Raw genomic sequence first — 26,128 nt, forward strand, 5'->3', positions numbered from 1 at the left:
GAGAACGGGCGGAAGGGAGGCGAAGAGAGAAGGGTGAAGGGGGAACGGAGGGAGGCGGACAGAGGAGGCGGAAGGAGAGAAGAAGAGACGGAATTTTTTAACCACTGATGGGCACTGAGGGACACTGATGCCGGAGGGGGAGACGGAAACGGAGTTGGGACAGGATGGACAGGATTTACAGGAAGGGGCGCGGGGGCGGAACGGAGGGGGCGTTTAATGCTGAACGTTCGATGAGGCGGATCAGGGGAGGATCATGTGGAGGCCGGAGAGGGCGCTGAGGGTGAGGGCGAGGTTTTCGAAGAGGCGTTGGTTGACGCGGGGGAGGACGGCGCGGCCGGCGAAGGCGCCGAGGAGGACGGCGGGGGCGAGGAGGAGGTTGAAGGTGGCGGAGTCGGTCGTGATGAGGCCGAGGTCGACCATGAAGGGGACTTTGAACCAGTTTAAGATCATGAAGAAGACGGCGGCGGTGCCGACGAATTCCAGTTTGGGGAGGCGCATGGCGAGGAGATAGATGGCCATGAGGGGGCCGGCGGCGTTGGCGATGAGGGTGGTGAAGCCGGCGAGGATGCCCATCGTCGCGGCGAACCAGAGTTCGTGGTCGGGGGCGGAGGGTGGGAGTGCCGGGGAATCGGATACGGCGGGCGCAGAGGACGGTGGCGGGCGTTTTGAGCTGGAGCGGCGGTGGAGGTGGAGGGCGACCATCGCGAGGATGATGGTGCCGACGAGGAGGCGGGCCTGGCGGTCGTCGATGCGGCCCATCGCGAACCAGCCGAGAAGGACGCCGGCGGCGGTGAAGGGGAAAAGTTTCCAGAGGAATTTCCACTGGATGTGGCGGCGGTAGGCACCGACAGCGACGAGGTCACCGACGATGAGGAGCGGGAGGATGAGGCCGGAGACTTGTTTGGTGTGGCCGGGAAAAATCTGTGTGAAGAGAGCGACGGCGAGCAGGCTGAGGCCGCCGATGCCGGTTTTGGAGAAACCGATGATGAGGGCGGCGAGGCCGGCGAGGAGCCATTGCCAGGGGACGAGGGACATTGTTTGCGGAAGGGCTGGGAGGGTCTCGCGAAGGAGGCGAAGGGGGCGAAGGTTTTGGAGGACGATGTTTTGGTGAAGAGGAGGCGGGTGAGGCGGCGGGAGTTTGTAGTTGGGAATTGGCAGTTGGGCGGGAGGAGTGGGGAACGCTTAACTTTTAACGCTCAATCGGGGGAGGCGGGACGGGCTGTGGTTCTAGGAGGGAGCGAAGGAGCCGGTGGTGACGTTGAAGATTTGCCAGGTGCCGAGGCTGGCGTCGGGGAGGGTGGTGCCGGTGGCGATGACCTGGCGATTTTCGCCGAGGGCGGTCCAGAAGCGGCGGCGGCGGGCGGGGTCGAGTTCGCCGAGGACGTCGTCGGCGAGGAGGAGCGGTTGCACGCCGGTGCGGGTGGCGAGGTACTCGACCTCGGCGAGGCGGAGGGCGAGGGCGAGGGAGCGTTGCTGGCCTTCGGAGGCGAAGTCGCGTGCCGGTTTCCCGGATACGGTGAGTTCGCAGTCGTCGCGGTGGGGGCCGGCGAGGGTGGTCTTCATGACGAGGTCGCGGGGGCGATTCTTCGCGAAGAGGGCGGACCAGGCGGGGGCGTCGAGGGGAGCGGTGTCGGGCGAGTAGGTGAGGGCGGCGGGTTCGGCGGAGTCGGCGAGGCGGTTGTAGGTTTCGGCGACGTGGGTGCTGAGGGTGGCGATACCGGCGGCGCGGAGGCTGGTGAGCGAGGCGGCGGCGGTGGCGAGGGGGTGTTCGAAGGCGAGGAGTTCGGAGGCGGAGGCGGTGCGTTTGAGGAGGGCGTTACGGCCGGCGAGGGCGCGGTGGTAGGCTTGAAGGGTGGAGAAGTAAGTGGCGTCGGTCGCGGCGAGGGCGAGGTCGAGCCAGCGGCGGCGGGCGCCGGGGGAGCCGCGGACGAGGAGTTGATCTTGAGAGGAGAAAACGACGGCGGGGAAGTGGCCGAGGTAATCGGCGAGGCGGGGGACGCGTTCGCCGTCGCAGGTGACTTCCTTGCCGCCGGGACGGAGTTTGATGAGGACGCGGGTGTCGCCGCGGCGCTCGTGAGTGAGCTCGCAGGCGATGGCGGCTTCGGGCTGGCCGTGGGCGATGAGGGCGCGGTTGTCGGCGGTGCGGAAGGAGCGAAGGGCGAAGAGAAAGCCGGCGGCTTCGAGGAGGTTGGTTTTTCCCTGGGCGTTGGAGCCGACGAAGAAGTGGCGGTCGCCGGTGAGCGCGAGGTCGGCGAAGGCGACGTTGCGGAAATGCTGGAGGGTGAGGCGGCGCAGGCGCATCAGGGTTTCACCACGTTGGCGGGGGGGATGAGTTCGGTGGCGACTTCGGTGAGGGCGGCGAGGAGGGCGTGCCAGTCGGACTCGGTGGTGTCCCAGCCGGAGCTGATGCGGATGACGCGGCGGGACTCGTCGATGGAGAGGCCGAGGGCGGTGAGGACGTGGGACGGGCCTGCTTTACCGGTGGCGCAGGCGGAGCCGGTGGAGACTTGGAAGCCGCGTTTATCGAGCTTGGCGACCCAGCGGGCGTTTTCGACGTGGGGGAGGAGGAGCGAGATGGTGTTCCAGAGTCGGTCGGCATCCGGGCAGAGGATACGGGAGCCGGTGATGGCGGAGACGATGGCGCGTTCGAAGTGGTTGCGGAGATGGAGGCGGGATTCTTCGAGGAAGACTTTGGTTTGTTCGGCGTCGGCGAGGGCAGCGGCGAGGGCGCAGATGGAGGGGACGTCCTCGGTGCCGGCGCGGTGGGCGTTTTCTTGGGAGCCGCCGGACTGGGCGGAGAAGGACTCGGATTGGTCGGGGAAGACGAGGAGGCCGGTGGCTTTGGGTCCGCCGAATTTATGAGCCGAGGCGATGAGCCAGCCGGTGGCGCCGAGGCCGGAGGCGGGGAGTTTGCCGAGCCATTGAGTGGCGTCGCAGAGGAATGGAATGTGTCGGGCGGCGCAGAGTGCGGCGATCTCGCGCCAGGGCTGGAGGACGCCGGTTTCGTTATTGGCGGCCATGACGGCGAGGGCGGAGGGAGGTGTGTCGGAAGAGAAAAGCGTGGCGAGGGCGTCGAGGCGGATGAGGCCGGCGGGGGTGAGGGGGAGGAAGTCGATGCGGTCGGGGAAGTGGCGGCGGGCGGCTTCGAGGACGGCGGGGTGTTCGGTGGGGTTGAGGGCGATGCGGGCGGCGGGCGGGAGGGTGCGTGCCCAGTGATCGAATACGGTGTGGGCGCCTTCGGTGGCGCCGGAGTTGAAGAGGAGGCGGGCGGGGGGGCAGCCGAGGAACTCGGCGGTGCGTTCGCGGGCGGCGTCGAGGCGGAGGCGGGCACGGGCGCCGTCGCGGGTGGGGCTGGAGGGGTTGTGCCAGGCTTCGTCGGAGAGGCGCAGCCAGGTCTCGCGCGCGATGGGCGCGAGGGGGGCGGTGGCGTTGTGGTCGAAGTAAGGCATCGCACGCGCGGCAGACGCGCGTGAATGACCAGTGACCAATGACCAGTGATCAGTGAAGGAGGAAAATCGGAGATGCCGCCGAGTGTGAATCGTGCGGAATTTTCGCTTCGCGTTGGGGCGGAGGTTCTATTCAACAGGGCTCATCCATGAGTCTTGAAAAATCCCTGGCCGCGACGGTGAGTGTGTTGCAATCGCTGACGACGATCAGCGTGGAGATCGAGCAGGCGAACGAGTTGATCTCGGCGACGTTGAAGGCGGGCGGGAAGCTGCTGATCTGCGGGAACGGCGGGAGCGCGGCGGAGGCGCAGCATTTTTCCACGGAGCTGGTGGGACGGTATTTTAAGAACAGGAAATCGTTGCCGGCGATTTCGCTGACCGCGGACGGGACGTTGATCTCGTGCATCTGCAATGACTATGGGTGGGAGTCGGCTTTTTCGCGGCAGGTGGAAGGGCTGGGCGTCGCGGGGGATCTGGTGATCGTGATCAGCACGAGCGGGAACTCGGCGAACATCCTGGCGGCGCTCAAGGCGGCGCAGGCGATGGGGCTGAAGAGTGTGGCGCTGCTGGGGCGGAGCGGCGGGAAGGCGAAGGGGATGGCGACGGTGGATGTGATCGTACCCGGTGAGTCAGGGCGGGCGGCGCAGGAGGCGCATTTGTTTTTGATCCATCATTTCTGCGACAAGATCGACGCGGAGAATTGAGGAGTCGGGCCGGAGAGAGGCGGCATCAGGCCATGAAGGCAAAGAGCTGCGCGCGGAGTTTTTCCAGGTCGAGGTGCTGACGGGCAAAGGCGGTGGCGGCGTGGGAGGCAGTGAGCCAGTGGCCGGGGGCGTCGTGGAGGCGGGTGAGCGTGGCGAGCACGTCTTCTTGTTGGGCGACGAGGGAGGCGGCGGGGCTGCCGACTTGAAGGAGGAAGTCGTGCGTGGCGGTGCCTTCTGTGTGCGGGGCGATGACGGGGAGGCCGGCGGCGAGGTAATCGGAAATGCGCGCGGGCACGGAGTAGCGCCAGGGTGTGGAGGCTTCGTGGAGGACGGGGAGCAGGGCAACGGATGCGGCGCGGAGCGTCTCGACGAGTTTCTCTTGAGGAACGACGCCGAGCGGGCGGAGGCAGGCGCGCACGGAGGGCGGGATGCCGTCGAGGTCTTTGCCCATGTAAACGAGCTCGGTGTGCGGGTGGGTTTGCTGGAATTGTTTCCAGGCGGGCAGAAAGATGTGTTCGAGAAAACCGGTTTTGCCGGCGTACATGGCGCCGCTAATCAGCACCTGCCAAGGAGCGGGGTTGTCGGCGGGAGGCTGGCGGTCGAGCGGACTGAAGCCTGCGGGGATGGGCCAGATGAGCGTGTCGGCGGTGGTAAAAGGACGGATGAGGTCGTGTAACCGGTTGCTCACGACAACGAGGGACTGGGCGCGGCTGAGCAGCCAGCACAAGTGCGGAGTGGCGGATGGACTGAGCTCATCGTTGTCGAGGAGCAGGTCCATGAGGTGGAGCGTGAAGCGTTTGAGGTTGCCGGTGTCGAGTGCTCGGCGGGCGAATTCGGCGGTGGGCTCGTCGTAAACGACTACGTGGAGGCTGGTGATGGTGTTTTCAGCGACGGCTTTTTGAGTCTGGGCGATCCAGGGAGAACGGCGCAGGAGGCCGGGGAGAACGACTTTTCGCCAGCCACGTTGCACGAAGCGGGCACCTCTTGCCCAAGGCCAGTTCGAGTCACCTCTGGCGTACTCGACGGGAAAGGTGGGTGGGACGGGAAAGCGCCCGGTACGAAAATAAAGCTGGCGCACGTGTGCGGCCTCTTGCGCGTAAATGCGACGAAGCACGACGGAGGTGCCGTCCATTTCTCCCAAGGGAAGATGATAGATGAGTGCGCGCATGGCTGCCGGAAGAATGGGATGGTGTATGAAAAATGCGGGCGGTTCCTGCCAGAGGAATGATTGGTGTTACTTAAACGCGGATACATGCCAGCATTTTGCGGACCTGATAGCGCTCGCTTTTCAAAGCGGGTGCGGGCTGTCATGAGCGCCGACAACCTGAGCCATGATTTCACGCCGACTTAAACGACCGCTTTCCCGCCTGCTTGGGTGGGGGCCCTGGAGTTCACGGTTGATCGGGCCGCCGAAGGCCGGGGTGATGGATGCGCCGGTGAGCGACGCGAAGGCGGGCATCGTGGCTGTGCGCGAGCTGGAGGGGGGCCATGCGCATCCGCCCGCACCGGTGTCGGCCGACTGGGCGTGGATCGAGCCGGAGTTGCTGACGGAGCTGCATCGGACGCTGTGCCCGGAGATCAAGGCGCTGCGGATCGGGCATTTTCGCAATGTGCGCTATTTTCAGCCGACGTTTGCGGTGATCGATGCGAGGGACCGCATCTTGCACGATTTCTCGCAAGGATGGGAAGATGGCGCGCGAGGGGGGAACTACGCGTTTGAAGAAGTGCGTTTGAAGAAGCCGCTGAGGTTAAGCGGGCGGTCGCTGCTGCTGGATGTGCGGACGCACTCGCAGAATTATTTTCACTGGTTGATGGAGGCGCTGCCGCGGGTGGAGCTGGCGCGGGCGGCGGGGTGGCGGGCGGAGGATTTCGATCACGTGCTGGTGTCGGGCGCGCGGAAGCCGTTTCACCGGGAAACGCTGGCGATGGCCGGGATCGATGCGGCGAGAATCGTGGACACGGGGGCGCATCCACATATCGAATGCGAGGAGCTAGTGGCGGTGAGCGATCTGCGGATGTTCGCGTATGACGCGACGATCGCTGCGCTGAGAAAATTTTATGCGGCGGAGATCGCGGCGGGCGCGGGGAAGGCGGGGCGGAGGATTTTCGTGAGCCGGGCGGACGCGACGAGCCGGGTGATTGTGAACGAGGATGAGTTGTTTGCGAAGCTGGAGCCGCTGGGTTTTGCCCGGGTGATTCTTGGGTCGAAGAGTGTGGCGGAGCAGGCGGCGTTGTTCGCGGAGGCCGAGGTCGTGGTGGCGCCACATGGCGCGGCGTTATCGAATCTCGTGTTTTGCCGGAGGGGTGCGCTGGTGGTGGAAATTCATTATCCACGCTACACGCTGGGGCTGTACTGGCAGATCGCACAGCGGCTGGGGCTGCGCTATGGCGCGGTGCGCGGGCGGGTGGTGGCGGGGGCGGAGAGTGGTGATCCGCGGCAGGCGAATATGTCGGTGGATGCGGCGGGTGCGGCGGCGTATGTGGCGGACGTGTTACGCGGGTGACGGGCGGGCGGTAGCAGAACAAGTGGGCATGAAAAACCCCGCGCTTGGATGCGCGGGGTTTTGATTTGGATATGCTGAACGGAGGAAGCGCGCGGGTTAACTAGCGATCAGGCTCTGGCCGGTCATCTCGGCGGGTTTGGGGAGGCCCATGAGGTCGAGGACGGTGGGGGCGATGTCGGCGAGGCGGCCGCCGGAGCGCATCTTGGTTTTTCCCACGGAGTAGCCTTCGCCGATGACGAAGACTTCGACGAGGTTGAGCGTATGCGCGGTGTGGGGACCGTTGGCGACGGGGTCCCACATCTGCTCGGCGTTACCGTGGTCGGCGCAGACGACGGCGCGGCCGCCCATTTGGGAGACAGCGGCGAGGAGTTCGCCGACGCCGGCGTCGGTGGCTTCGACGGCTTTGATGGTGGCGGGGAGAGAGCCGGTGTGGCCGACCATGTCGGGATTGGCGAAGTTGACGACGACGAGGCCGTACTTGCCGGAGAGGATGGCGGCTTTGGAGAGGCTGGTGACCTCGGCGGCGGACATCTCGGGCTGAAGGTCGTAGGTGGCGACCTTCGGACTTGAGGGGCAGGCGCGGTCTTCGCCGGGGAAGGGTGTGCCACGGTAGTTGTTAAAGAAGAAGGTGACGTGCGGGTTCTTCTCGGTCTCGGCGCAGCGGAACTGCGGGATGCCGGCGTCGGCGACGACAGCGCCGAGGATGTTTTTGAGGGACTCGGGCTTGGGCGAGATAACGTTAACCGGGAGACCGGCTTCGTACTCGGTCATCGTGGCGTAGTAGAGATCGAGCTTGGGGCCGCGATCGAAGTCTTTGAACCCGTCGATGACGAAAGCCTTGGTGATCTCGCGGGGGCGGTCGCCGCGATAGTTGTAGAAGAGGACGGCGTCGCCGTTGGCGAAGGTGGCGAGCGGTTTGCCGTCGGCACCGAGTATCCAGGTGGCGGGCACAAACTCGTCGCCCTTTTGCGTCTCGCTGAGCGGCTTGTCGTAATAGGACTGGACGGCGGCGGTGGCGCTGGTGGCGGTGGCGACGGAGCTGCGGCCGGCGAGCATGTCGTAGGCTTTTTGTACGCGTTCCCAGCGGTTGTCGCGGTCCATGGCCCAGAAGCGGCCGCAGACGGTGGCGATTTTGCCGAGGCCGATTTTTGCGGCTTCGGCTTCGATCTGGCGGATGTATTCGAGACCGCCGGTGGGGGCGGTGTCGCGGCCGTCGGTGAAGCTGTGGATGAACACCTGTGCGGGCGTGAGGCCGTCTTCCTTCGCCTGGCGCAGAATGCCGTAGAGGTGCTCCAACATGCCGTGAACGCCGCCGTCGGAGGCGATGCCCATGACGTGGAGTTTGGCACCGGGTTTCGCTTTCACGCGGGCGACGGCGGTTTTCCAGACGGGGTTCTGTGCGAGGCGTTTTTCGGAGAAGAGTTTGTTCAGGCGGACGAGCTCTTGATCGACGATGCGGCCGGCGCCGATGTTTTCGTGACCGACTTCGGAGTTGCCCATCTGGCCGTCGGGTAGGCCGACATCGAGGCCGCTGGCGGAGACGAGCGCGTGCGGGTAAGCGGCGTGGAGTTTGTCGTCGGCGGCTTTCTTCGCGAGGTGGACGGCGTTGAAGGCGTTTTGGTCGGCGTGGGGGTTTTTGCCCCAGCCGTCGCGGATGATGAGAAGAACGGGTTTGCGCGGAGTGCTCATGGTGAAAGTCGGATGTTCACGCATGAAGACGGCGGGGCGGAGGCAAAAGGCAAAACTCAACTGGGGCGGGAGGTGAGGGAGTGCGGCGGGTGATAACGCGCATTAAAATTCCGGAGAATGTGCATTGGCTGATCGGGTTAATCAGCGGCGCGCGGGGGATTTGAGGTGGGCGGGGAGGAATTCGGCGAAGGCTTTGGCGGCGCGGCTGAGCGGGCGGGTGTTGTGGTGGATGAGGGCGATCTGGCGGACGGGCTTTTCCTTGAGGGTTCGGTAGGTCACGCCGTCGAAGCCGTCGGCGCGTAGTGCCATGGCGGGCACGAGGGAGATGCCGAGACCGGCGGCGACGAAGGCGTGGACGGTTTCGATCTGGGCGCTGCGGAAACTCACGTTGGGCGCGAAGCCGCGGGACTGGCAGAACTGGAGGGCCTGACCGCCGAGGCAGTGGCTCTCCTGCATGACGATGAAGGGCTCCTTTTCCAGATCGGCAGCGGAAAGCGTGCGTTTGCGCGTGAGCGGGTGTTCAGAGGGGAGGGCGAGCCAGAGAGGTTCGATGAACAGTTCGCGGCTGATGACACGGCGGCCTTCAGCGGGGGCGCTGATGATGGCGAGATCGAGATCCTTGCTGTCGATGGCACGGCCGAGGTTGGCGGTGGTGTCTTCGTGGATGGATACCTCGATGCCGGGGTGGCGCGCGCCAAAGGCTTTGAGCAGGGCGGGGAGCAGGTAGGGCGCGACGGTGGGCAGCGCGCCGAGCTCGACTTTGCCGCGGACGAGACCGCGGACGTCGCGCATTTTTTCGCGGGCGGCTTCGAGTTCGTCGATGACGCGCTCGGCGTGGTGGAGGAAAAGCTCGCCGGCGGGCGTGATGGCGAACTCGCGTTTGTTTCGCTCGAAGAGTTTTTCGCCGAGTTCGTCTTCCAGCTTCATGATCTGCTGGCTGAGCGAAGGCTGGGCGACGTGGCAGCGTTCGGCGGCGCGGGAGAAATTTTTCGTCTGGGCGACGGCGAGGAAGTAGCGGAGCTGGTGGATTTCCATGATAGCCGTGGACTATGACCGGCATAGGAACGTTATATTTCAAACCTATTAACGGGGCTGGTAGTCTCGGTGGCCATGTCGAACGTCTCTACTCCTGTTTCTCTGCAATCCTTCTCGTCGGCTCCCGTGCTGACCACCGCCTCGGGCATCCCGGTTGCGGATAATCAGAACTCACTGACGGCGGGCCCGCGCGGACCGGTGCTGCTGCAAGATTTTCATCTGCTGGAGAAGCTCGCTCATTTTAACCGCGAGCGCATCCCGGAGCGCGTGGTTCACGCGAAGGGTTCGGCGGCTTACGGCAAACTGACGATCACGCACGACATCACGAAGTACTCGAAGGCGAAGATCTTTTCCAAGATCGGGAACACCAGCGAGGCGTTCCTGCGTTTCTCCACAGTCGCGGGGGAGCGCGGTGCGGCGGACGCGGAGCGTGACGTGCGTGGCTTCGCACTGCGTTTCTATACGGAGGAGGGCAACTGGGACATCGTGGGGAATAACACGCCGGTGTTTTTCATCCGCGATCCGCTGAAGTTTCCGGATTTTATCCACACGCAGAAGCGTGATCCGCAAACGAACCTGAGGAGCAATGTGGCGGCGTGGGATTTCTGGTCGTTGTCGCCGGAGTCGCTGCACCAGGTGACGATTCTCATGAGCGACCGAGGCATCCCGCAAAATCTGCGGCAGATGAATGGCTATGGCTCGCACACGTACTCTTTTGTGAACGCGATCGGCGAGCGGTACTGGGTGAAGCTTCACTTCAAGTCGCTCCAGGGGCACGCGCACTTCACGGATGCGGAGGCGGCGGACGTGGTCGGCAACAATCGAGAATCGTCGCAGGCGGATTTGTTTCATGCGATCGCGGACGGTAATTTCCCGCGCTGGCGTTTCTGCGTGCAGATCATGACGGACGCGCAGGCGAAGGCGTTTCGTTTCAATCCGTTCGACCTGACGAAGGTATGGCCGCATGGCGAGTTTCCGCTGATCGACGTGGGGATACTCGAGCTGAACCGTAATCCGCAGAACTACCACGCCGAGGTGGAGCAGGCGGCTTTCTCACCGGCGAATGTGGTTCCCGGTGTCGGGCACTCGCCGGACAAGGTGCTGCAGTCGCGCATATTTTCCTACGCGGACGCACACCGCTACCGGATCGGGGCGAATTACCAGCAACTGGCGGTCAACGCTCCGCGGTGCCCGGTTTTCAACTACCAACGCGATGGAGCGATGCGTGTGGATTTCAGCAAGGATGTGTCGCCGAACTATGAGCCGAACTCTTTCGGCGGGCCCAAGGAGTGTCCGGCGTTCGCGGAACCTCCGCTGCCGCTCGAAGGCGCGGCGGATCGCTACAATCATCGCGAGGGCAACGACGACTACACGCAGCCGGGAAATCTATTCCGCCTGCTTGCGCCGGACGCGAAGCAGCGGCTGGTGGAAAACATCGGTCGTCACATGACGGGCGTGCCGCGCGAGATCCAGTTGCGCGCGGTCTGCCATTTTTTCCGCGCCGATCCTGCCTACGGAATGGGCGTCGCGAAGGCGCTGGGCCTGGACATCGGCGAGTTTTTGGCGAAAGCGGCGGGACACGCGGCACGCGGTTGATTTTTCAACGAGCTGAACCGGCGCAGACGGAGCAGGGCCCTCCAACTGGTCAGTTTTTACACCCAAACTCTGATTTTATTCCCTTCATTTTATGAGCCACTCGTCATCGATCCACTCCCTCCACGCCGATTCGCCTGAAGCGGGTCTGCAACTCGCGCGCCGTCTCGCAGAGCGCCAGCTCGCGCAAAATCCCGAGACGCCCACGCTCGTCGATATGGCGGCGCATCTGCGCGCGTCGTCGGCACCGCACGTCACTGAACTGGCGGCGCAGTTATTCGCCACAGTGTCGGCGGCGAATGGACACTGGCGGCGCTGAGAGCGACCGCGTTTCCCTCTGTTATTAGTCATGAACACAGCACATGCCACGACAGCTAATCCAGCGCTCACGTCTGACGAATTACGCGCGGGCTCAGCGCTGTGGCTGATGTTTGGCGGTTGAGCCTGACAACTGGCCCGGCGCAGGCGTTTGACAGCACCGGGCGATTTAAGCCAACTCCCACGCGATGCCCAAACGCGCCGTCCTCCTCGTCAACCTTGGTTCGCCTGACTCCACGTCGGTCCCCGATGTGCGCCGTTATCTGCGCGAGTTTCTCGGCGACGAACGTGTGCTCGATCTTCCAGCCGCCGCGCGCTGGCTGCTGCTCGAAGGCATCATCCTGCGCACACGTCCGAAGAAGTCGGCGCACGCCTATTCGGAGATCTGGCGGCCCGAGGGGTCGCCGCTGATCATCACGTCGAAGTCGGTGCAGAAAAAGCTGGCTGCGAAGCTTGGCGACGACACGCCGGTGTATCTGGCTATGCGGTACGGCAACCCGTCGGTCGCGTCGGTTATCGCGCAGATCGCGGCGGACGGCATCGAGGAGATCCTGTTGTTTCCGCAATACCCGCACTACGCGATGTCGTCGTGGGAGACGGTGGTGGTGAAAGTCTTCGAAGAGGCGGCGAAGCTCGCGCCGAAGCTGACGATCACGACGGTGCAGCCGTTTTACGCGGACAAGGATTACATCGAGGCGCTCTACGAAGTGTCGCAGCCGTACTTCGCACAGGCACACGATCACGTGCTTTTTAGTTATCACGGCATCCCGGAGCGGCATTTGCGCAAAGCGGATTCGTCGAAGGCGCATTGTCTGACGGTCAAGGATTGCTGCGCGACGTGTTCGACGGCTCATGCCACGTGTTATCGCGCGCAGGTGCTGGCGACCACGCGGGCTCTGGTGAAGCGGGCGGGCATCGCTGAGGATAAATACTCGGTGTCGTTTCAATCGCGCCTGGCCGGCGAGCCCTGGCTCACGCCCTACACGGACTTCGAGCTGGTGCGCCTGCCGAAGGAGGCGGGGAAGAAAAACCTGTTAATTCTGTGTCCGGCGTTCGTGTCGGACTGCCTGGAGACGATCGAAGAAATTTCGGGTGAGGGAAAAGAGATTTTCATGGGTGCAGGCGGAGCGGTGTTTCAGCAGATCCCGTGTTTGAACGATCAGGCTCCGTACATCGATTTCGTGCATGGGCGGGTGCAGCGCTGGCTCGTAGGGGAAACACCCGAGGCGACGCGCGCGAAGGCGTTTTTAGACGCTTGAACTTTTTCCGCCTCACGGTGTCGTTCTGATACTTATTAGCGCGCGGAAAATGAATAACCAAAGTCGAAAAGCGGGAGTCAACCACGGCTCGCCCTCAGGTCTCGGGACCGGGTGGATCAACCGGGTTTGCCCACACGTGCGGGTGGATGCAGCGTGGTGCCCGCCGTGAGCGAACTTTTCACCACTCCGCCGACGCGGTCAGCTGAGCCGAGCAGGCACCTGCAAAGCCCGGCTTTGTTCACGCTCGATGCGTCGGGAGTGATCGTGAGTGCGAGCGCGGGCGCGGAAAATTTCTGGCAGGCGGAGGCTGCTCAACTGGCGGGCCGGGCGTTCGTGGATCTGTTTCGCTTCGAGGTGGGCAATGCGCCGGACGCGGCGAGGCATTCGCTGCAATGGGAGTTGTTTTTAGCGACGGCGCTGAACCGGGCGATCACGTGTGCCGCGCGGCTGGCCGACTCGTCGTCGTGCGATGTGGTTGTTCGCGTGGAGGAGAACCGTGGCGAGGCGGGCGGTTATTTCGCGTGGGTCGATGATCCGGGGCGGCGCCGCGAAGCGATCCCGCCCATGCTGGTGGATTCAGGGCTCGCTCTGCTCGCGGACCAGGGTTCGGTGGGGTTTTTCGATCTCAATTTCAAGGCGGGCCAGATTTATTATTCGCCCGCATGGAAGCGTCTGCTCGGCTACACGGACACGGAGCTGGTCAACACGTACGACAGCTGGCTGCGGCTGTTGCATCCGGAAGATTCCGCCGCAGCGCCGGATCGGGTGGCGAACCGACGTGCCGATGGCATCCGCAGTTTTTCCGTCGAGGTGCGCATGAAGCATCGGCGCGGCCACTACGTGTGGGTGAACTGCCTGGGCGCGCAGGTTTTCGGCCTGTCGGGAAGGCTGGAGCGCGTGACGGGGCTCCAGATCGACATTTCGGAGCGCAAGGAGCACGAGGATCAGACCTATGCGAACGAGGATCGTTTTCACCGTCTGACGGATGGTGGCTGCATGGCCGCATTCGACCTGGACTTCACGACGCACCGGCACTGGTTCTCGCCTGCGTGGCGGCAACTGGCGGGCGGATTTGGAACAGATGGGGAGGATGGGCTGGCGTCGTTTCTCGCGGCGTTGCCACCCGCCGAAGCATCGCGTGGCGCGAAGGCATTTTTCCTGAATCCGGCCCCCGGCAAAGACGCGTACGCCGACGTCGTGCGCCTGCGTGGTGCGGATAGCCGGGCGGTCCCGGCGTTGATCAGCGCGCACCGCCAGCTTTCGCGCACGGGCGAGTTGCTGCGCGTGGTCGGCTTTTGTTGCGCGCTTCCGGGCAGCCTCGATGCCTTATCCGATAACCCGATACCGCCGTCGCTGATCGGCGACGCGCTCGATGCGCTCAGCGAAGGGCTGATCATCGCGGACCAGCGAGGGAAAGTGGTTTACCTGAATGCCAACGCCCAGCGCCTCACCGGCCAGCCGCTGGAGACGGCGCGCTCGCGGCATGTGAGCGAAGTATTTGCCCTCGTGAATCGTGAGAATGGACAGCCCGCGCCGGACGCGCTCGACGGGGCGCTCACGGGAGCGGTGCATCCGCCGCTGTGCATCGATCATGCGCTGATCTCGACGACGGCGGATGCGGCGCGACCTATTGTCTGGTCGATCCGACAGGTGTGGACGCCCGAAGGCGGTATCGCAGGGCTGGTTCTCGTGTTCCGAGATCCGGAGGAGATGACGCTCACGCCCGAAGAGCTGCTTAAAACCAACCGCCTCGAAACGCTCGGCGTCGTTGCGGGCGGACTGGCGCATGATTTCAACAACCTGCTCACGACGATTCTCGGCGGCATTTCGCACGCGAAAGACAATCACGACTCGACGTTCCTGCCCGATAGCGAGCGCGCTTGCATGGCGGCCAAGGCGCTGACCAAGCAGCTGCTCGCGGTCGCCAAAGGCGGCTCGGCGTCGTCAGCGCGGCAGACGATCTCTCCGGTGGAGATTTTGCGCGATGCTGTGCGGCTGGCCCACGCCGGAGCCAATGCGGAGATCCGTATCGAGGCCGAGGAGACGCTGCCATTGTTGTCGGTTGATCGGGGGCAGATGCTCCAGGTTTTTCAGAATCTGATCATCAACGCGCTTCAGGCGTTGCCGCTGCATGGCGGGCGCATCCTGCTGCGCGCAGGCGCGGTCACGATGATCGAGGACGCGGAGCTGGCGCTTCCCGCCGGCGAGTACATCGAGTTTTCCGTGAGCGACAACGGCTCGGGCATCCCGGCCGAGGTGCTGGAGCGGATCTTCGAGCCGTTCTTCACGACGAAAAAAAATGGCACCGGCCTCGGCCTGCCCACCGTCCGCAACATCGTGCTGCGCCATGGCGGCGAAGTCCGCGTCCACTCGGCGCAGGACGAAGGAACGCAGTTCATCATTCTCCTCCCGCAGGCTCCGAAGGCCGTGGAGGTCGTGGAGACGCGGCACACGCCGGCGCTGCGTTTTGGCACCGGCCGCATCTTGCTCATGGATGACGACGCGGACATCTGCCGCCTCGCGGGGGGGATGCTCGGGAGTCTCGACTACAAGTACGACACTGCGCGCAACGGCGAGGAGGCCATCGCGCTCTACAAACGTTATCTGAATATAGGGCGCCCGTACGATGCGATCATTCTGGATCTCACCGTCGTCGGCGGCATGGGCGGCGAGGAAACGTTTCGCGAGTTGCACGCGCTCGATCCCGACCTCTGTGCGATCGCCTGCACCGGCTATGACAGCGAAGAGATGGCGGCCGAACTTCTGGCGCAGGGGTTTCGCGGTTATCTCTCGAAGCCGTTTCGCGTGGCCGATCTGGGCAAGTCGCTGAAGAAGGCGCTCGCGGCACGTTCGGCCACGGCTTGAGCGCTGCTGGCGCGGAGGCGATAGGGGAATCTCGCCGCCCGAGCCCACGGCACGCGGGTAATATGTCTCAATAGGCCGGGAACCAAAATCATGTCGGCTCGTGCGATTCGTCGTTAGCATCGCAGACAGCTGATTTTCGCGCGCCCGACCCGGCGTGATCCTGCTTTTGTTACCCCGTACCCGCCTGCTCCTATGACCACTGCCCGCATTCTCGCCACCACCGGCTTCGCTCTGGCGACCGCCGTGCTCGTTCACTCCGCGACTCCCATTGCTCCCGTGCCGCAGCAGGCGGCGATGCGCATCGCCACGGTGCAGGTTCGCGTGGCACCCGATCATCGCGACTGGACCTACGTCGCGGGCGAGTCCGCGAAGTTTCGCGTCACGGTCACGGCGGACAACACGCCGGTCGATAATGTCACGGTGAGTTACACGGTCGGGCCCGAGTTGCAGCCTGTGCCGACGCAAACGTCGGCCGTGCCACTGGACGGTCTGGTGATCGACGCGGGGACGATGAAGCAGCCCGGATTTTTGCGCTGCTCCGTTTCCACAGAGATCGCAGGCAAGACGTACAAAGGCGCGGCGACGGCGGCGTTTTCGCCGGAGAAAATCCAGCCGACGCAGACGGAGCCGGAGGATTTCGATGCGTTTTGGGCGAAGGGGAAAGATGAACTCTCGAAGATCCCGCTCGATGCGCGCATGACGCTCCTGCCCGAGCAGAGCAGCGGCGCGGTGAATGTTTATCACGTCAGCTTCCGCACGATCGGCGAAGCGTGGACCGCGCCCGCGCGCGTTTACGGTATTCTCTGCGAGCCGAAGAAACCAGGGAAATATCCAGCGGTGCTCAAAGTCCCGGGCGCGGGTGTGCGGCCTTATGCCGGCGACAAGGATCTGGCGGCGCGTGGGGCGATCGTGCTCGAGATCGGCATTCACGGCATCCCTGTGAATCTCGGTCAGGAAGTGTACGACCAGCTTCTCGCGAGTGCGCTCAATGGCTACTGGTTCAACGGCCTCGATGATCGCGAGCGTTTCTATTATCACCGCGTGAATCTGAGCTGCATCCGCTCGAACGATTTTCTCGCCTCGCGAGAGATGTGGAATGGCAAAGACCTCCTCGTGATGGGCGCGAGCCAGGGGGGCTATCTCAGCATCGCGACGGCCGCGCTCGATCCGCGCGTGACGGGGATCGCGGTGACGCATCCGGCTTTCTGCGACGTGTCCGGTCCGTTGCACGGACGCGCGGGCGGGTGGCCGCATCCGTTCCGTTCCTGGGGCGGAGAAAAGCCAGCGATGGCGACGCCCGAGAAGATCGAGACGACGCGGTACTACGATGCGGTGAACTTCGCGCGCCGGGTGAAGGTGCCGGGATTCTACAACTGGGGCTACAACGACGACGTCTGCACGCCGACATCGATCTATGCCGCGTACAATCTCATCACCGCGCCCAAGACGCTCGGCCTCACGCTGCAACTCGCGCACGATTACACGCCCGAGCAGTGGGAGGCGATCAACACGTGGGTCGTGAACTTCCTCGGACTCGCAAAATGATCCCACGCCGCGCTCTACTGAATCGCGTGGCGTAGATTTCGCTCTTCACGACCGGTCTTTGATTTTTCCAGCCATGCCATTCCCGAAAAACTTTACCTGGGGCGCCGCCGCCGCCGCTTATCAAATCGAAGGTGCCGCCGCCGAGGATGGCCGCGGGCCGTCCGTGTGGGACGTGTTCTCGCACCAGCCGGGAAAAGTCTTCGAGGGGCACAACGGTGACGTCGCGTGCGATCACTATCACCGCTGGCGCGAGGATGTCGGGCTAATGAAGCAGCTTGGGCTACAAGCGTACCGGATGTCGGTCGCATGGCCGCGCATCCAGCCACTGGGCACGGGCAAACCGAACGCCAAGGGCCTGGCGTTCTACGACAAGCTGATCGACGGCCTGCTCGAAGCGGGGGTGACGCCTTGGGTGACGTTGTTTCACTGGGATCTGCCTCAGGCGTTGCAGGAGCGCGGGGGATTCGTGAATCGCGACATCGTCGAGTGGTTTGGCGACTACGCGGAGATCGTCGCGGCGAAGCTCGGCGATCGCGTGAAGCACTGGATGACGTTTAACGAGCCACCGGTGATCATGGGGCTGGGTTATCACGAAGGGCTTTTCGCGCCGGGATTGAAACTGTCGTTTGGCGAGTGCCTGAAAGGTGCGCATCACCTGCTAATGGCGCATGGGCGCGGCGTGCAGGCGCTGCGGGCGGGTTGCGCGGGCAAGGTGAAAATTTCCATCGCGCACACCGGGCGCGAACGCATCCCGGCGACGGATGCGAAGCGCGATATCGAGGCGGCACGGGCGGATTATTTTTCCAGCACCGAGCGCGGCATGTGGAATCTCGCGTGGTGGATGGACCCGATCATGACGGGGAAATATCCCGCCGATGGATTGAAGGCTTTCGAGAAAGATCTGCCCGCGATCACGGCGTCGGACATGAAGCTGATTTCGCAGAAGGTCGATTTCCTAGCGTACAATTGTTACTCGGGCTGGCAGGTCCGCGCTGACGCGAAGGGGAAGCCGGAAAAACTTCCGGGCGGGTGGGGCATCGGCAATGCGCGCGGCACGCTGCCGTGGCTCAACATCGCACCGATGGCGCCTTACTGGGCGGCGCGGTTTCAGACGGAGCGTTACGGGCTGCCGCTGGTGTTTTCGGAGAACGGCCTTTGCAACACGGACTTCGTGCATCTCGACGGCGCGGTCCACGATCCGCAGCGCATCGATTTCATGGCGCGTTATCTGGGTGGAATTAAGAAAGCCATCGATGACGGCGTGCCGGTGGACGGGTATTTTTATTGGTCGATCCTCGACAACTTCGAGTGGATGGAAGGTTACAAGGACCGCTTCGGTCTAGTCCACGTGGACTACCAGACGCAGAAGCGTACGCCGAAGGATTCGTTTGCTTGGTATCGCGACGTGATACGCACCAACGGCGCCGGGCTCGGGGCGATTTGAGCGCTTTCGGAGCGTCCGGCTCAGGCGGATAGAAACCCTGTCTTCGCATTTGACGGAGGCGGGGCGCGACCTACCGTCTTCCGCTTGATCCTCTGCAGTGTTCGAGGTGCTTTCAATAACTGCTCTTTGCCTTAGATTTATTACGGGAGCTGAGCCCGCCGTGGAAGATGCTAGGCCGTAAATCGGAAAGCAGACGCTGCGGGGGAGGCGCCCACCTTAACCTAAAAAGGACTAGAGCCTTTGGGCGCACGGCACAGGCGGAGGATCAACTTTTTCTTTTCGACCGTCTTTCCCAGACGGTTTCCATCATCCGCACCGCTTCATGAGTCCCACCGTTTATTACATCCTCCACGTCTTCTCGTTGCTGGTCCTGACCGGCTACACGTTTTACGCGTTTGCCGCGCCGGCGGAGACCCGCAAAAAAATCCTGATGATCACGGGCATCGCGAGTCTCGTGATGCTGGTGAGCGGGTTTGGGCTCATTTCGAAAGTGTACGCCAATCACTTCAGCGGCTGGATGATCGTGAAGATGGTGTGCTGGCTCGGCCTCTCCGCGCTGGCGGGCATCGGCTACCGCCGCCGCGAAAAGGCCAAGGTGTTTGCCTCGGTCGCGATCGCGCTGGTCGCCGTCGCGGTGTACATGGTTTACGCGAAACCGTTTTGATCGAGGCTATGGAAACGTCCTCGTCTCCGATCTGCGGTCTGTGGATCGATGACGAGGGATTGGCGCACGTCTCGGTCGCGAAGGCCGACGGCTCACGCGAGGAACGCGTAGAAACGCTGCGGCCGTTCACGTGGTTTTCCGAACCGCCTGCCGATGTGTCGGTGGCGGGAGTCGAGACGGAGCAGCTGAAAGGCGAGGGCGTTTACAGCCATCTCGCTCACGCGGAAACGCTGGCGGCGCACGAGAACTTTTATGCGCTGCTCAAGACGGCCGGTGTGTCGGCGGACACGATCAGGCCGCTGGAAAACGCGTTTTTACTTCAGCGGCGTGAGCGGCTTTTCCGCGAGTTGAGTTTCGCGCAGGTCCGGCGCTGCCAGTTCGACATCGAAACGGGCTCCAGCGAGGAAGGCCGGTTTAGCGATGCGAGCAAAGCGGGCGACCGTGTGCTGGCGATCGGGCTGCAATTCGGCGCGCGCCAGCGGCTGCTCGTGCTCGAAGCGATGACCGATGAGGCGGAGAAAAAGCTGTTGCTGGAGTTCAATGCCGTGCTGCTGGCTGAAGATCCGGACGTCATCGAGGGGCACAATCTGTTCAAGTTCGACTTCGACTATCTGCGGCAGCGGGCAAAGCGGCTCAAGGTGGCGTGCGCGTGGGGGCGTTTTGGGCAGAAGGCGACGTTTCGCAACAGCCGCTTGAAAGTCGCGGAGCGCTGGGTGGATTTCCCGCGTTGCGATCTGCCGGGGCGGACCGTGATCGACACGTATCTGCTCGTGCAGATGTACGACATCACGACGCGTGAGATGACGTCGTACGGGCTGAAAGACGTGGCGGTTTATTTCGGGATCACGAGCGAGGACGCGGCGGAGAGTGGTGGGCGCACGTATCTCGCGGGCGACAAGATCCACGCGGCGTTCCAACAGGATCGGGAAGCGTTTCTGGCTTATCTGGCGGACGATTTGCGGGAGACGAAAGGGATAGCGGATCTGCTGCTGCCGACGTATTTCGAGCAGACGAAGACGTTTCCTATCCTGCTTCAGGACGCGACGCTTCGCGGCACGACGGCCAAGATCGACCTGCTGTTTTTGGAGGAGTATTACCATGCGCGGCAGGCGTGTCCGTCACCGGCGGAGGTCGCGCCGTTCGAGGGCGGGTACACGCGGAGTTTCAAGGAGGGCGTCTTCAAGCACGTGCTGCACTTCGACGTGGCGTCGCTCTACCCGAGCCTGTTGCTCCAGATCGCGCGCAATCCGCGCAACGATTCGCTGGGCGTGTTTATCCCGCTTCTGAGCCGGTTGAGGGAGTACCGGTTGAAGTTTAAGCAGCTGGCCCGCACGGCGGAGACCGAGGAGTTGCGCGCGGAGTACCAGGCGCGTCAGACCAATTTCAAAATCCTGATCAACTCGTTCTACGGCTATCTCGGTTTCGCGAATGCGCGTTTCGGCGACGGTGAACTCGCCGCCGAAGTGACGAGACGCGGGCGGGAGCTGTTGCAGGCGTTGATCGACGAGTTCGCCCGTCACGGATGCACGATCCTGGAAGCGGATACGGACGGCATTTATCTGTCGTCGGAGGAATTTTTCGACCGGCCGGAGGAATTGCTGGCAAAGGTGGAGGCGGTGCTGCCGAAGGGAATCGAGCTGGAATACGACGGGCGGTACACGGCGATGTTTTGCTACAAGGCGAAGAACTACGCGCTCTATGATGGCACCAAGCTCACGATCCGCGGTTCGGCGCTGCGCTCGCGTGGTATCGAGCCGTACTTGAAGAAGATCAGCGACCGGTTGATCCGGTTTCTGGTCGGGGCGGAGACAGAATCGCCGCTCGTGCTGGTGGAAGATTTTCGACGTCGCATCGCGGAGCGCTCGGCGTCGGTGGCAGAACTGGCGAAGTCGGAAGTGCTCAGTTCAAATCCCGATGCGTATGAGCGTGCCATGAACGAAGGTGGTAAACCGCGTCGGGCCTCCGCTGAAGCCGCGCTGCAACTCACGCCGCGTCCGCGCATGGGCGAGCGCGTGGCCTACTACATCACGGCGAAGGCCAAGGGGAAAACCAGCGACTGGCAGCGGGCGAAACCGGTGGCGTTATACGATGCTGCGAATGCGCCGTACGACCCGCAGTACTACCTCGATAAACTGGATGACTGGATCGAGCGGTATGGCGTTTTCCTGGGCGTTAGCGCGCCGAAGGAGCAAGGCGAGTTTTCGCTGGAGTGAAACGGGCGGAATCGCGGTGTTAAGCCGCGCCTACAGCTTCGCACGGATGTCAGAGCGCCTGCTCGGTGACGGCGTCGAAGAGGTGCGCTTTGCTCACGTCGAAGCACACTTTGACTGATTGATTCGCTTCATAGTGAGCGGTGGGGAGCACGCGGGCGATGAAGGCGGTCGCGCCGGTGTGAAGATAAAGATAGGTCTCGGAGCCCATGGGTTCGGAGACCTCGACTTTGACCTCGGCGGTGGCGGCCGGATTCACGGTGGTGGCGGTAAGCGCGTCGTCGACATTTTCGGGGCGGATGCCGAGGACGACGGGTTTTTCGATGTGAGCGGCGGCTTTGGCCGCGAGGCGCTGATCCAGGGCGATGGAGACAGCGGACGAGGGCGCGGCGGGGTTTTCTTCGATGAAGACGAGTTTGTCGCCCGCGCGGCGGATAGTGCCTTTGAAGAGGTTCATCTGCGGGCTGCCGATGAAGCCGGCGACGAAGAGATTTTTGGGGTGGTTGTAGAGCTCAAGAGGCTCGGCGACCTGCATGATATTACCGTCTTTCATGACACAGATGCGGTCGCCCATGGTCATGGCCTCGGTCTGGTCGTGGGTGACGTAAATCATCGTGGCTCCGAGGCGGGCGTGGAGTTTCGAGATCTCGGTGCGGGTGGAGACGCGCATCTTGGCGTCGAGGTTGGAGAGGGGCTCGTCGAAGAGAAAAACCTTGGGCTTGCGAACGATGGCGCGACCCACGGCGACGCGCTGGCGCTGGCCGCCGGAGAGGGCCTTGGGCTTGCGGTCGAGGTAGGCGTCGAGGCCGAGCATGGCGGAGGCTTCGCGGACGCGGGCGTCGATTTCGGCTTTGGGGAATTTCCGGAGCTTCAGGCCGAAGGCCATGTTTTCGTACACGCTCATGTGGGGGTAGAGCGCGTAGTTTTGGAAAACCATGGCGATGTCGCGGTCGCGGGGAAGGACGTCATTCACGATCTTGCCGTCGATGGAGATGGTGCCGCCGGAGATCTCTTCGAGGCCGGCGATCATGCGCAGGGTGGTGGACTTTCCGCAGCCGGAAGGGCCGACCAGCACCATGAATTCGCGATCCTCGATGGTGAGGTTGATGCTATTTACCGCAGTAACGCCGGGGCCGTTCTTTTCGGGGTAGGTTTTGACGAGGGTCTCGATGGTGACTTTGGCCATGAGTGGGGCGCGGCGCGGGTTGCGGGGAAGGGGACGGCGAAAAATCCGGCGCGTATCCAGTCTAGTCAACCGTGGAGATACTGCAAAAATCGTGTTGCCCCACGCGGGCGCACGGGCATTTGTGTAATGTCTTCACCAAGACACGTAACCCAACGGTCGAGAGAAAAATCAACCAGCCATGGCTAAGAAAAAAACCAACGCCCCTGCCCCCCTCACGTTTGATCTGCCGGTCTCCCTGATCGGAAAACTCGGTTCGAACCAGAAAAAACTTGGTCTGAAATCCGCCAGCGAAGTCGTTCGTCTGGCCATCTCTGAATTCAACTTCGAGAAGTACGAGGCCTCCGCCGAAGAGCACCGCCAGATTTCGGTACGTCTGCCTGCCGACATCAAAACCAAGCTCACCAAGGTCGCCAAAAAGAAGAGCGTCAGCGTCGGCGAACTCCTCCGCGTCGCCATCGACTCGCTGGAAGCCAAGAAGGTCGCCAAGAAAAAGTAATCTCTCCCGGGGTTACCTACGCGAGCCGGAGCCGCTCGCTGGCAGCCAGTCTGCCAAACCGGCTCACACTTTTCGCAAGCGCGCCCGCACACGGCGCGCTTGCCCTTTTTAGGGCGCGGACTTTTAGTCGGCGCCCTTTTGCATGAGCACCTCTCCACGGCCTCTCTCGTCCTGGGCACAGAATATCTCTCCTTCGCCAACCCTCGCGGTTGATGCGAAGGCTAAAGCACTCCTCGCCGCTGGCGAGGACGTTTTGAATTTTGCCGCCGGTGAACCCGATTTCGACACGCCTGAGCACATCAAGGAGGCGTGCATCGCCGCTTTGAAGAGCGGCAAAACCAAGTACGCGCCCACGCCCGGCATCGAGCCGCTGCGCCAGGCCGTCGCCGAGCGCTACGCCGCCGAGTACGGTTTGAAGGTCGCATCCTCGCAGGTCGTGGTTTCCCCGGGTGGGAAGTTTTCCTGCTACCTCGCGATCATGGCAACGTGTTCGCCCGGCGATGAAGTGATCATTCCCGCACCGTACTGGGTGAGCTATCCCGAGATGGTGAAGCTCGCGGGTGCGACGCCGAAGGTCGTCCTTGCCGACGACACGACCGGCTTCCTCCTCACACCTGCGATGCTCGAAGCCGCGATCACGCCGAAGACGAAACTCGTCGTGCTCAACTCGCCGTCGAATCCCTCCGGGGCCGTTTATTCGCGCGCGCAGCTCGAGGCGCTCGTGGCCGTCGCGGTGAAGCACAATCTCTACATCCTCTCTGACGAGATGTATGAGCATCTCGTGTACGACGGTGCCACGCCGACCTGCGTCGCCGCGTTGTCGAAGGAAGCCGAAGCGCGCACCATCATCGTCGCTGGTTTCTCGAAGACCTACGCGATGACCGGCTGGCGTCTCGGCACGCTCGTCGCGCCCGCGCCCATCGCCAAGGCCTGCGCGGAAATCCAGAGCCAGCAATCGAGCAACGCCACGACCTTTGCCCAGTACGGCGCGCTCGCCGCACTCAAGGAAAAGGAAAAGACAGCGGCCGCGCTCAAGGAAATGATGACGGCCTTCGACCGTCGCCGGAAGTTTCTCCACGCCGAGCTCATCAAGATCCCGGGTGTCACCTGCGTGCTTTCGCAGGGCGCGTTTTATCTTTTCCCGAACATCTCCAGCTTCGGTCTGAAGGATCAGGAGTTCTGCGCGAAGTTGCTGGAGCAGGAAAAAGTCGCCGCCGTGTTCGGCAGCGCGTTCGGCGCGGAAGGTTATTTGCGCCTCAGCTACGCGACGAGCGACGAGATCCTGGCCAAGGGCGTGGCCCGGCTCGCGAAGTTCTGTGCTTCGCTGAAGAAGTAACGAGCAGACGACGTCAGTCCGGCGTTTTTATTTCAGCCGCGGTGACCCCATGTTCATCGCGGCTTTTTTGTGTCCATATACGCCGATCAGAGGCGGGCGGGCCGCGTTGAGCTACTTTTTTTCGGGTGGAGGCGGTGGCAGCGTGGCGTGATCCGGGGCGACGAGGGCGAGGTTGGGCGTGATGTCGGCGTCGAGGCGTTTGCCCGACCAGCGGATGGCACCGAGCACCATAGACTGAAACTGCGGGTTGTCCCAAACGTCTTCTCGGTGACCGAGCGCGTTAAAGACGACGCGGCCGTTTCCGTGTGCGCGCGCCCATGCGATGGGAAACGGTGGACGCTGGTAGTCGGAGCCGGTCATGCCGTTTGTCTCCAGCAGGAGCAGGGCGTGGAGGTCGGGGGCGAATTCTTTTAACGAATACCACTCTTCGTGCAGGTGGAGTTCGTCGCCGAGCGATTCCATGCCGGGGAATTTAGGCGAGAGCACGCGCGCCCGGGCCATTTGCTGCGGGCCGTGGCGGATGAATTCGCCGCCGAGCATTTTGATGAAGGGATCGGAGGCGTCGCCGTGATGTCGGAATCGCGCGAGGCGGTCGGTGGACGGGACGCCGGCTTTTTCGCTGGTGTGAAACGTGTCGCTGCAACTGTGCAGGCCAACGAAACCTTTACCGCCGGAGACTGCGTCGAGCAGCGCCTGTTTTCCGTCTGCGGTCATTGCGGGCTGTGCGTCGGTGCCAACGCTGAGGAGATCGCCGCTCGTGTAGAAGAGCAGCACGTCGAAATTCGCCAGATAGTCGAACGTGAAGAGACTGCCGTCTTTGGTGAAGGTGAAGGCGAGGTCGTGCTCTGCGCCGAGTTTGGTGAGAATCTTCTCCGAGTAACTCGGCTGGCCATCGGTGCGTTTCACCACGCTGTGTTCGAAGCCGGAGGACTTCGTGAAATAGAGAACGCGTAGTGGCGCGGCGTTGATCGATAAGGTGAGTCCGAGCCAGAGCAGGCTGGCGGCAATCCGCGCGGGGTAAGGCGACATGAGGGCGACGATTCGAGCGATGCACGCCGCAGGCAACGATGCGCTGATGCTGACAGTCTCTTTGCGCGAAGGAGCAGCGGGGGTTCTTGCGCCCTGCGTTTAATCGCCTGAAATTTTTGCCATGCCTTTGGAGCTTATCGCCGACGATGTCTGGACCGATCACGAGCCCATGCGTTTCGCGGGACTGCCGCTTGGCCGCCGTGTGACGGCGATCCGCACGCAGGCCGATGAAGTCGTGGTTTTTTCTCCACTGAGCTGGTCGCACGCTCGCCAGGCAGAGTTGGAGGCGTTGGGCAAAGTCTCGCTCATGGTGGTTCCGAGCCGCTGGCACGACCGCTACTTTGATCAATACATGGATAAATTGCCGGGCTGTCGCTTTGCGGGATCAGCGGGAGTGCGGGCTAATCACGAGTCGTGGAATCTGGTGCCGTTGGAGTCCTGTGCGGAAACGCTGCGCGAGTTCGAGTGGTACACGTTGCCGGGGATGCCGAGCGTGGAGGAGACGGTTTTCTTTCACCGTCCCTCGCGCACGCTGGTGCTGGCGGATGTGCTGTTTAACCTCGGTCTCGGAGAGACAATGACAACGCGGCTGCTCTTCCGGCTGGCGGGAATCGGGCCCAGCCCCGGGCCGTCGCGGCTGGAGAAATTTCTTATCCGTGACCGGCGAGCCTTCGCGGAGGGCTGGCGGCGCGTGCTGGCCTGGGATGTGGCGCGGATCGCGGTCGGGCACGGGCAGGTGATCGACCGCGAGGCGAAACGGGTGTTGCGCGAAGCGTACGCGTACTTGCTCTAACAGCCGCCAACG

General features: G+C 63.1%; 21 protein-coding genes and 1 other RNA gene. 14 read left to right on the forward strand and 8 right to left on the reverse strand.

Going from position 1 to position 26,128, the window contains the following annotated elements:
• Window positions 1–240: 240 nt before the first annotated feature.
• From CMV30_RS15420 to CMV30_RS15430, 3 genes are all read right to left on the reverse strand, one after another.
• Window positions 241–1,035 (reverse strand): sulfite exporter TauE/SafE family protein, encoded by a 795-nt coding sequence (locus CMV30_RS15420; protein ID WP_096056862.1) that lies wholly within the window; start codon window positions 1,033–1,035, stop codon window positions 241–243.
• A 192-nt stretch (window positions 1,036–1,227) separates the two neighbouring features.
• Window positions 1,228–2,301 carry a DNA replication/repair protein RecF gene (gene recF / locus CMV30_RS15425; protein WP_096056863.1) on the reverse strand — a complete coding sequence of 358 codons (1,074 nt, stop codon included), beginning with the start codon at window positions 2,299–2,301 and terminating at the stop codon, window positions 1,228–1,230.
• Window positions 2,301–3,449, reverse strand: coding sequence for a cysteine desulfurase family protein (locus tag CMV30_RS15430; protein ID WP_096056864.1), 1,149 nt, complete (start codon window positions 3,447–3,449; stop codon window positions 2,301–2,303). The genes recF and CMV30_RS15430 overlap by 1 nt, the downstream gene beginning before the upstream one ends.
• A 146-nt stretch (window positions 3,450–3,595) precedes the next feature.
• Here CMV30_RS15430 and CMV30_RS15435 point away from each other — a divergent pair, with 146 nt between their 5' ends.
• Window positions 3,596–4,150: a D-sedoheptulose-7-phosphate isomerase gene (locus CMV30_RS15435; protein ID WP_096056865.1), complete on the forward strand. Its 555-nt coding sequence runs from the start codon at window positions 3,596–3,598 to the stop codon at window positions 4,148–4,150.
• A 25-nt stretch (window positions 4,151–4,175) separates the two neighbouring features.
• On the opposite strand, the gene CMV30_RS15440 is transcribed toward CMV30_RS15435, so the two are convergent.
• The gene (locus tag CMV30_RS15440) at window positions 4,176–5,318 is read right to left on the reverse strand and encodes a glycosyltransferase (RefSeq protein ID WP_096056866.1); all 1,143 of its coding nucleotides are present in this window, start codon (window positions 5,316–5,318) and stop codon (window positions 4,176–4,178) included.
• 163 nt (window positions 5,319–5,481) lie between these two features.
• Between CMV30_RS15440 and CMV30_RS15445 the strand changes: the two genes are divergently transcribed.
• A complete protein-coding gene (locus tag CMV30_RS15445) occupies window positions 5,482–6,654 on the forward strand; it encodes a glycosyltransferase family 61 protein (RefSeq protein ID WP_096056867.1) in 1,173 nt (390 codons plus the stop codon).
• A 96-nt stretch (window positions 6,655–6,750) separates the two neighbouring features.
• On the opposite strand, the gene gpmI is transcribed toward CMV30_RS15445, so the two are convergent.
• Window positions 6,751–8,343: a 2,3-bisphosphoglycerate-independent phosphoglycerate mutase gene (gpmI, locus tag CMV30_RS15450; protein WP_096057804.1), complete on the reverse strand. Its 1,593-nt coding sequence runs from the start codon at window positions 8,341–8,343 to the stop codon at window positions 6,751–6,753.
• 141 nt (window positions 8,344–8,484) lie between these two features.
• Window positions 8,485–9,378 carry a LysR family transcriptional regulator gene (locus CMV30_RS15455; protein WP_096056868.1) on the reverse strand — a complete coding sequence of 298 codons (894 nt, stop codon included), beginning with the start codon at window positions 9,376–9,378 and terminating at the stop codon, window positions 8,485–8,487.
• A gap of 75 nt (window positions 9,379–9,453) precedes the next feature.
• Between CMV30_RS15455 and CMV30_RS15460 the strand changes: the two genes are divergently transcribed.
• From CMV30_RS15460 to CMV30_RS15500, 9 genes are all read left to right on the forward strand, one after another.
• A complete protein-coding gene (locus CMV30_RS15460; protein ID WP_096056869.1) occupies window positions 9,454–10,974 on the forward strand; it encodes a catalase in 1,521 nt (506 codons plus the stop codon).
• 91 nt (window positions 10,975–11,065) lie between these two features.
• Complete coding sequence (locus CMV30_RS15465) at window positions 11,066–11,290, forward strand: hexameric tyrosine-coordinated heme protein (RefSeq protein ID WP_096056870.1); 225 nt, start codon at window positions 11,066–11,068, stop codon at window positions 11,288–11,290.
• Between the two features lie 187 nt (window positions 11,291–11,477).
• Window positions 11,478–12,548: a ferrochelatase gene (gene hemH, locus CMV30_RS15470; RefSeq protein ID WP_096056871.1), complete on the forward strand. Its 1,071-nt coding sequence runs from the start codon at window positions 11,478–11,480 to the stop codon at window positions 12,546–12,548.
• 165 nt (window positions 12,549–12,713) lie between these two features.
• Window positions 12,714–15,413: a PAS domain-containing hybrid sensor histidine kinase/response regulator gene (locus CMV30_RS15475; RefSeq protein ID WP_138223325.1), complete on the forward strand. Its 2,700-nt coding sequence runs from the start codon at window positions 12,714–12,716 to the stop codon at window positions 15,411–15,413.
• Between the two features lie 192 nt (window positions 15,414–15,605).
• On the forward strand, window positions 15,606–16,958 hold the full coding sequence (locus CMV30_RS15480; protein WP_096056873.1) for an acetylxylan esterase: 1,353 nt from the start codon (window positions 15,606–15,608) through the stop codon (window positions 16,956–16,958).
• Window positions 16,959–17,031: 73 nt separating this feature from the next.
• On the forward strand, window positions 17,032–18,402 hold the full coding sequence (locus CMV30_RS15485) for a GH1 family beta-glucosidase (protein WP_096056874.1): 1,371 nt from the start codon (window positions 17,032–17,034) through the stop codon (window positions 18,400–18,402).
• 86 nt (window positions 18,403–18,488) lie between these two features.
• Window positions 18,489–18,670: non-coding RNA, 6S RNA (gene ssrS / locus CMV30_RS15490), on the forward strand.
• Between the two features lie 54 nt (window positions 18,671–18,724).
• Window positions 18,725–19,066: a hypothetical protein gene (locus tag CMV30_RS15495; RefSeq protein WP_096056875.1), complete on the forward strand. Its 342-nt coding sequence runs from the start codon at window positions 18,725–18,727 to the stop codon at window positions 19,064–19,066.
• Window positions 19,067–19,074: 8 nt separating this feature from the next.
• Complete coding sequence (locus tag CMV30_RS15500) at window positions 19,075–21,279, forward strand: DNA polymerase domain-containing protein (RefSeq protein WP_096057805.1); 2,205 nt, start codon at window positions 19,075–19,077, stop codon at window positions 21,277–21,279.
• Window positions 21,280–21,328: 49 nt separating this feature from the next.
• On the opposite strand, the gene CMV30_RS15505 is transcribed toward CMV30_RS15500, so the two are convergent.
• On the reverse strand, window positions 21,329–22,462 hold the full coding sequence (locus CMV30_RS15505; RefSeq protein ID WP_096056876.1) for an ABC transporter ATP-binding protein: 1,134 nt from the start codon (window positions 22,460–22,462) through the stop codon (window positions 21,329–21,331).
• 178 nt (window positions 22,463–22,640) lie between these two features.
• Here CMV30_RS15505 and CMV30_RS15510 point away from each other — a divergent pair, with 178 nt between their 5' ends.
• Together CMV30_RS15510 and CMV30_RS15515 are read left to right on the forward strand one after the other, a co-directional pair.
• Window positions 22,641–22,958, forward strand: a complete 318-nt coding sequence (locus CMV30_RS15510) for a ribbon-helix-helix protein, CopG family (protein ID WP_096056877.1) — start codon at window positions 22,641–22,643, stop codon at window positions 22,956–22,958.
• Window positions 22,959–23,100: 142 nt separating this feature from the next.
• The gene (locus CMV30_RS15515) at window positions 23,101–24,294 is read left to right on the forward strand and encodes a pyridoxal phosphate-dependent aminotransferase (protein ID WP_096056878.1); all 1,194 of its coding nucleotides are present in this window, start codon (window positions 23,101–23,103) and stop codon (window positions 24,292–24,294) included.
• A gap of 111 nt (window positions 24,295–24,405) precedes the next feature.
• Here the strand turns inward: CMV30_RS15515 and CMV30_RS15520 are convergent, their stop codons facing one another.
• A complete protein-coding gene (locus tag CMV30_RS15520) occupies window positions 24,406–25,323 on the reverse strand; it encodes a ThuA domain-containing protein (protein ID WP_096056879.1) in 918 nt (305 codons plus the stop codon).
• A gap of 121 nt (window positions 25,324–25,444) precedes the next feature.
• Between CMV30_RS15520 and CMV30_RS15525 the strand changes: the two genes are divergently transcribed.
• Window positions 25,445–26,116, forward strand: coding sequence for a hypothetical protein (locus CMV30_RS15525; protein ID WP_096056880.1), 672 nt, complete (start codon window positions 25,445–25,447; stop codon window positions 26,114–26,116).
• Window positions 26,117–26,128 lie beyond the last annotated feature (12 nt).

Origin of the sequence: Nibricoccus aquaticus (assembly GCF_002310495.1) — a bacterium.
In the GTDB taxonomy this organism is placed as follows: Bacteria; Verrucomicrobiota; Verrucomicrobiia; order Opitutales; family Opitutaceae; genus Nibricoccus; species Nibricoccus aquaticus.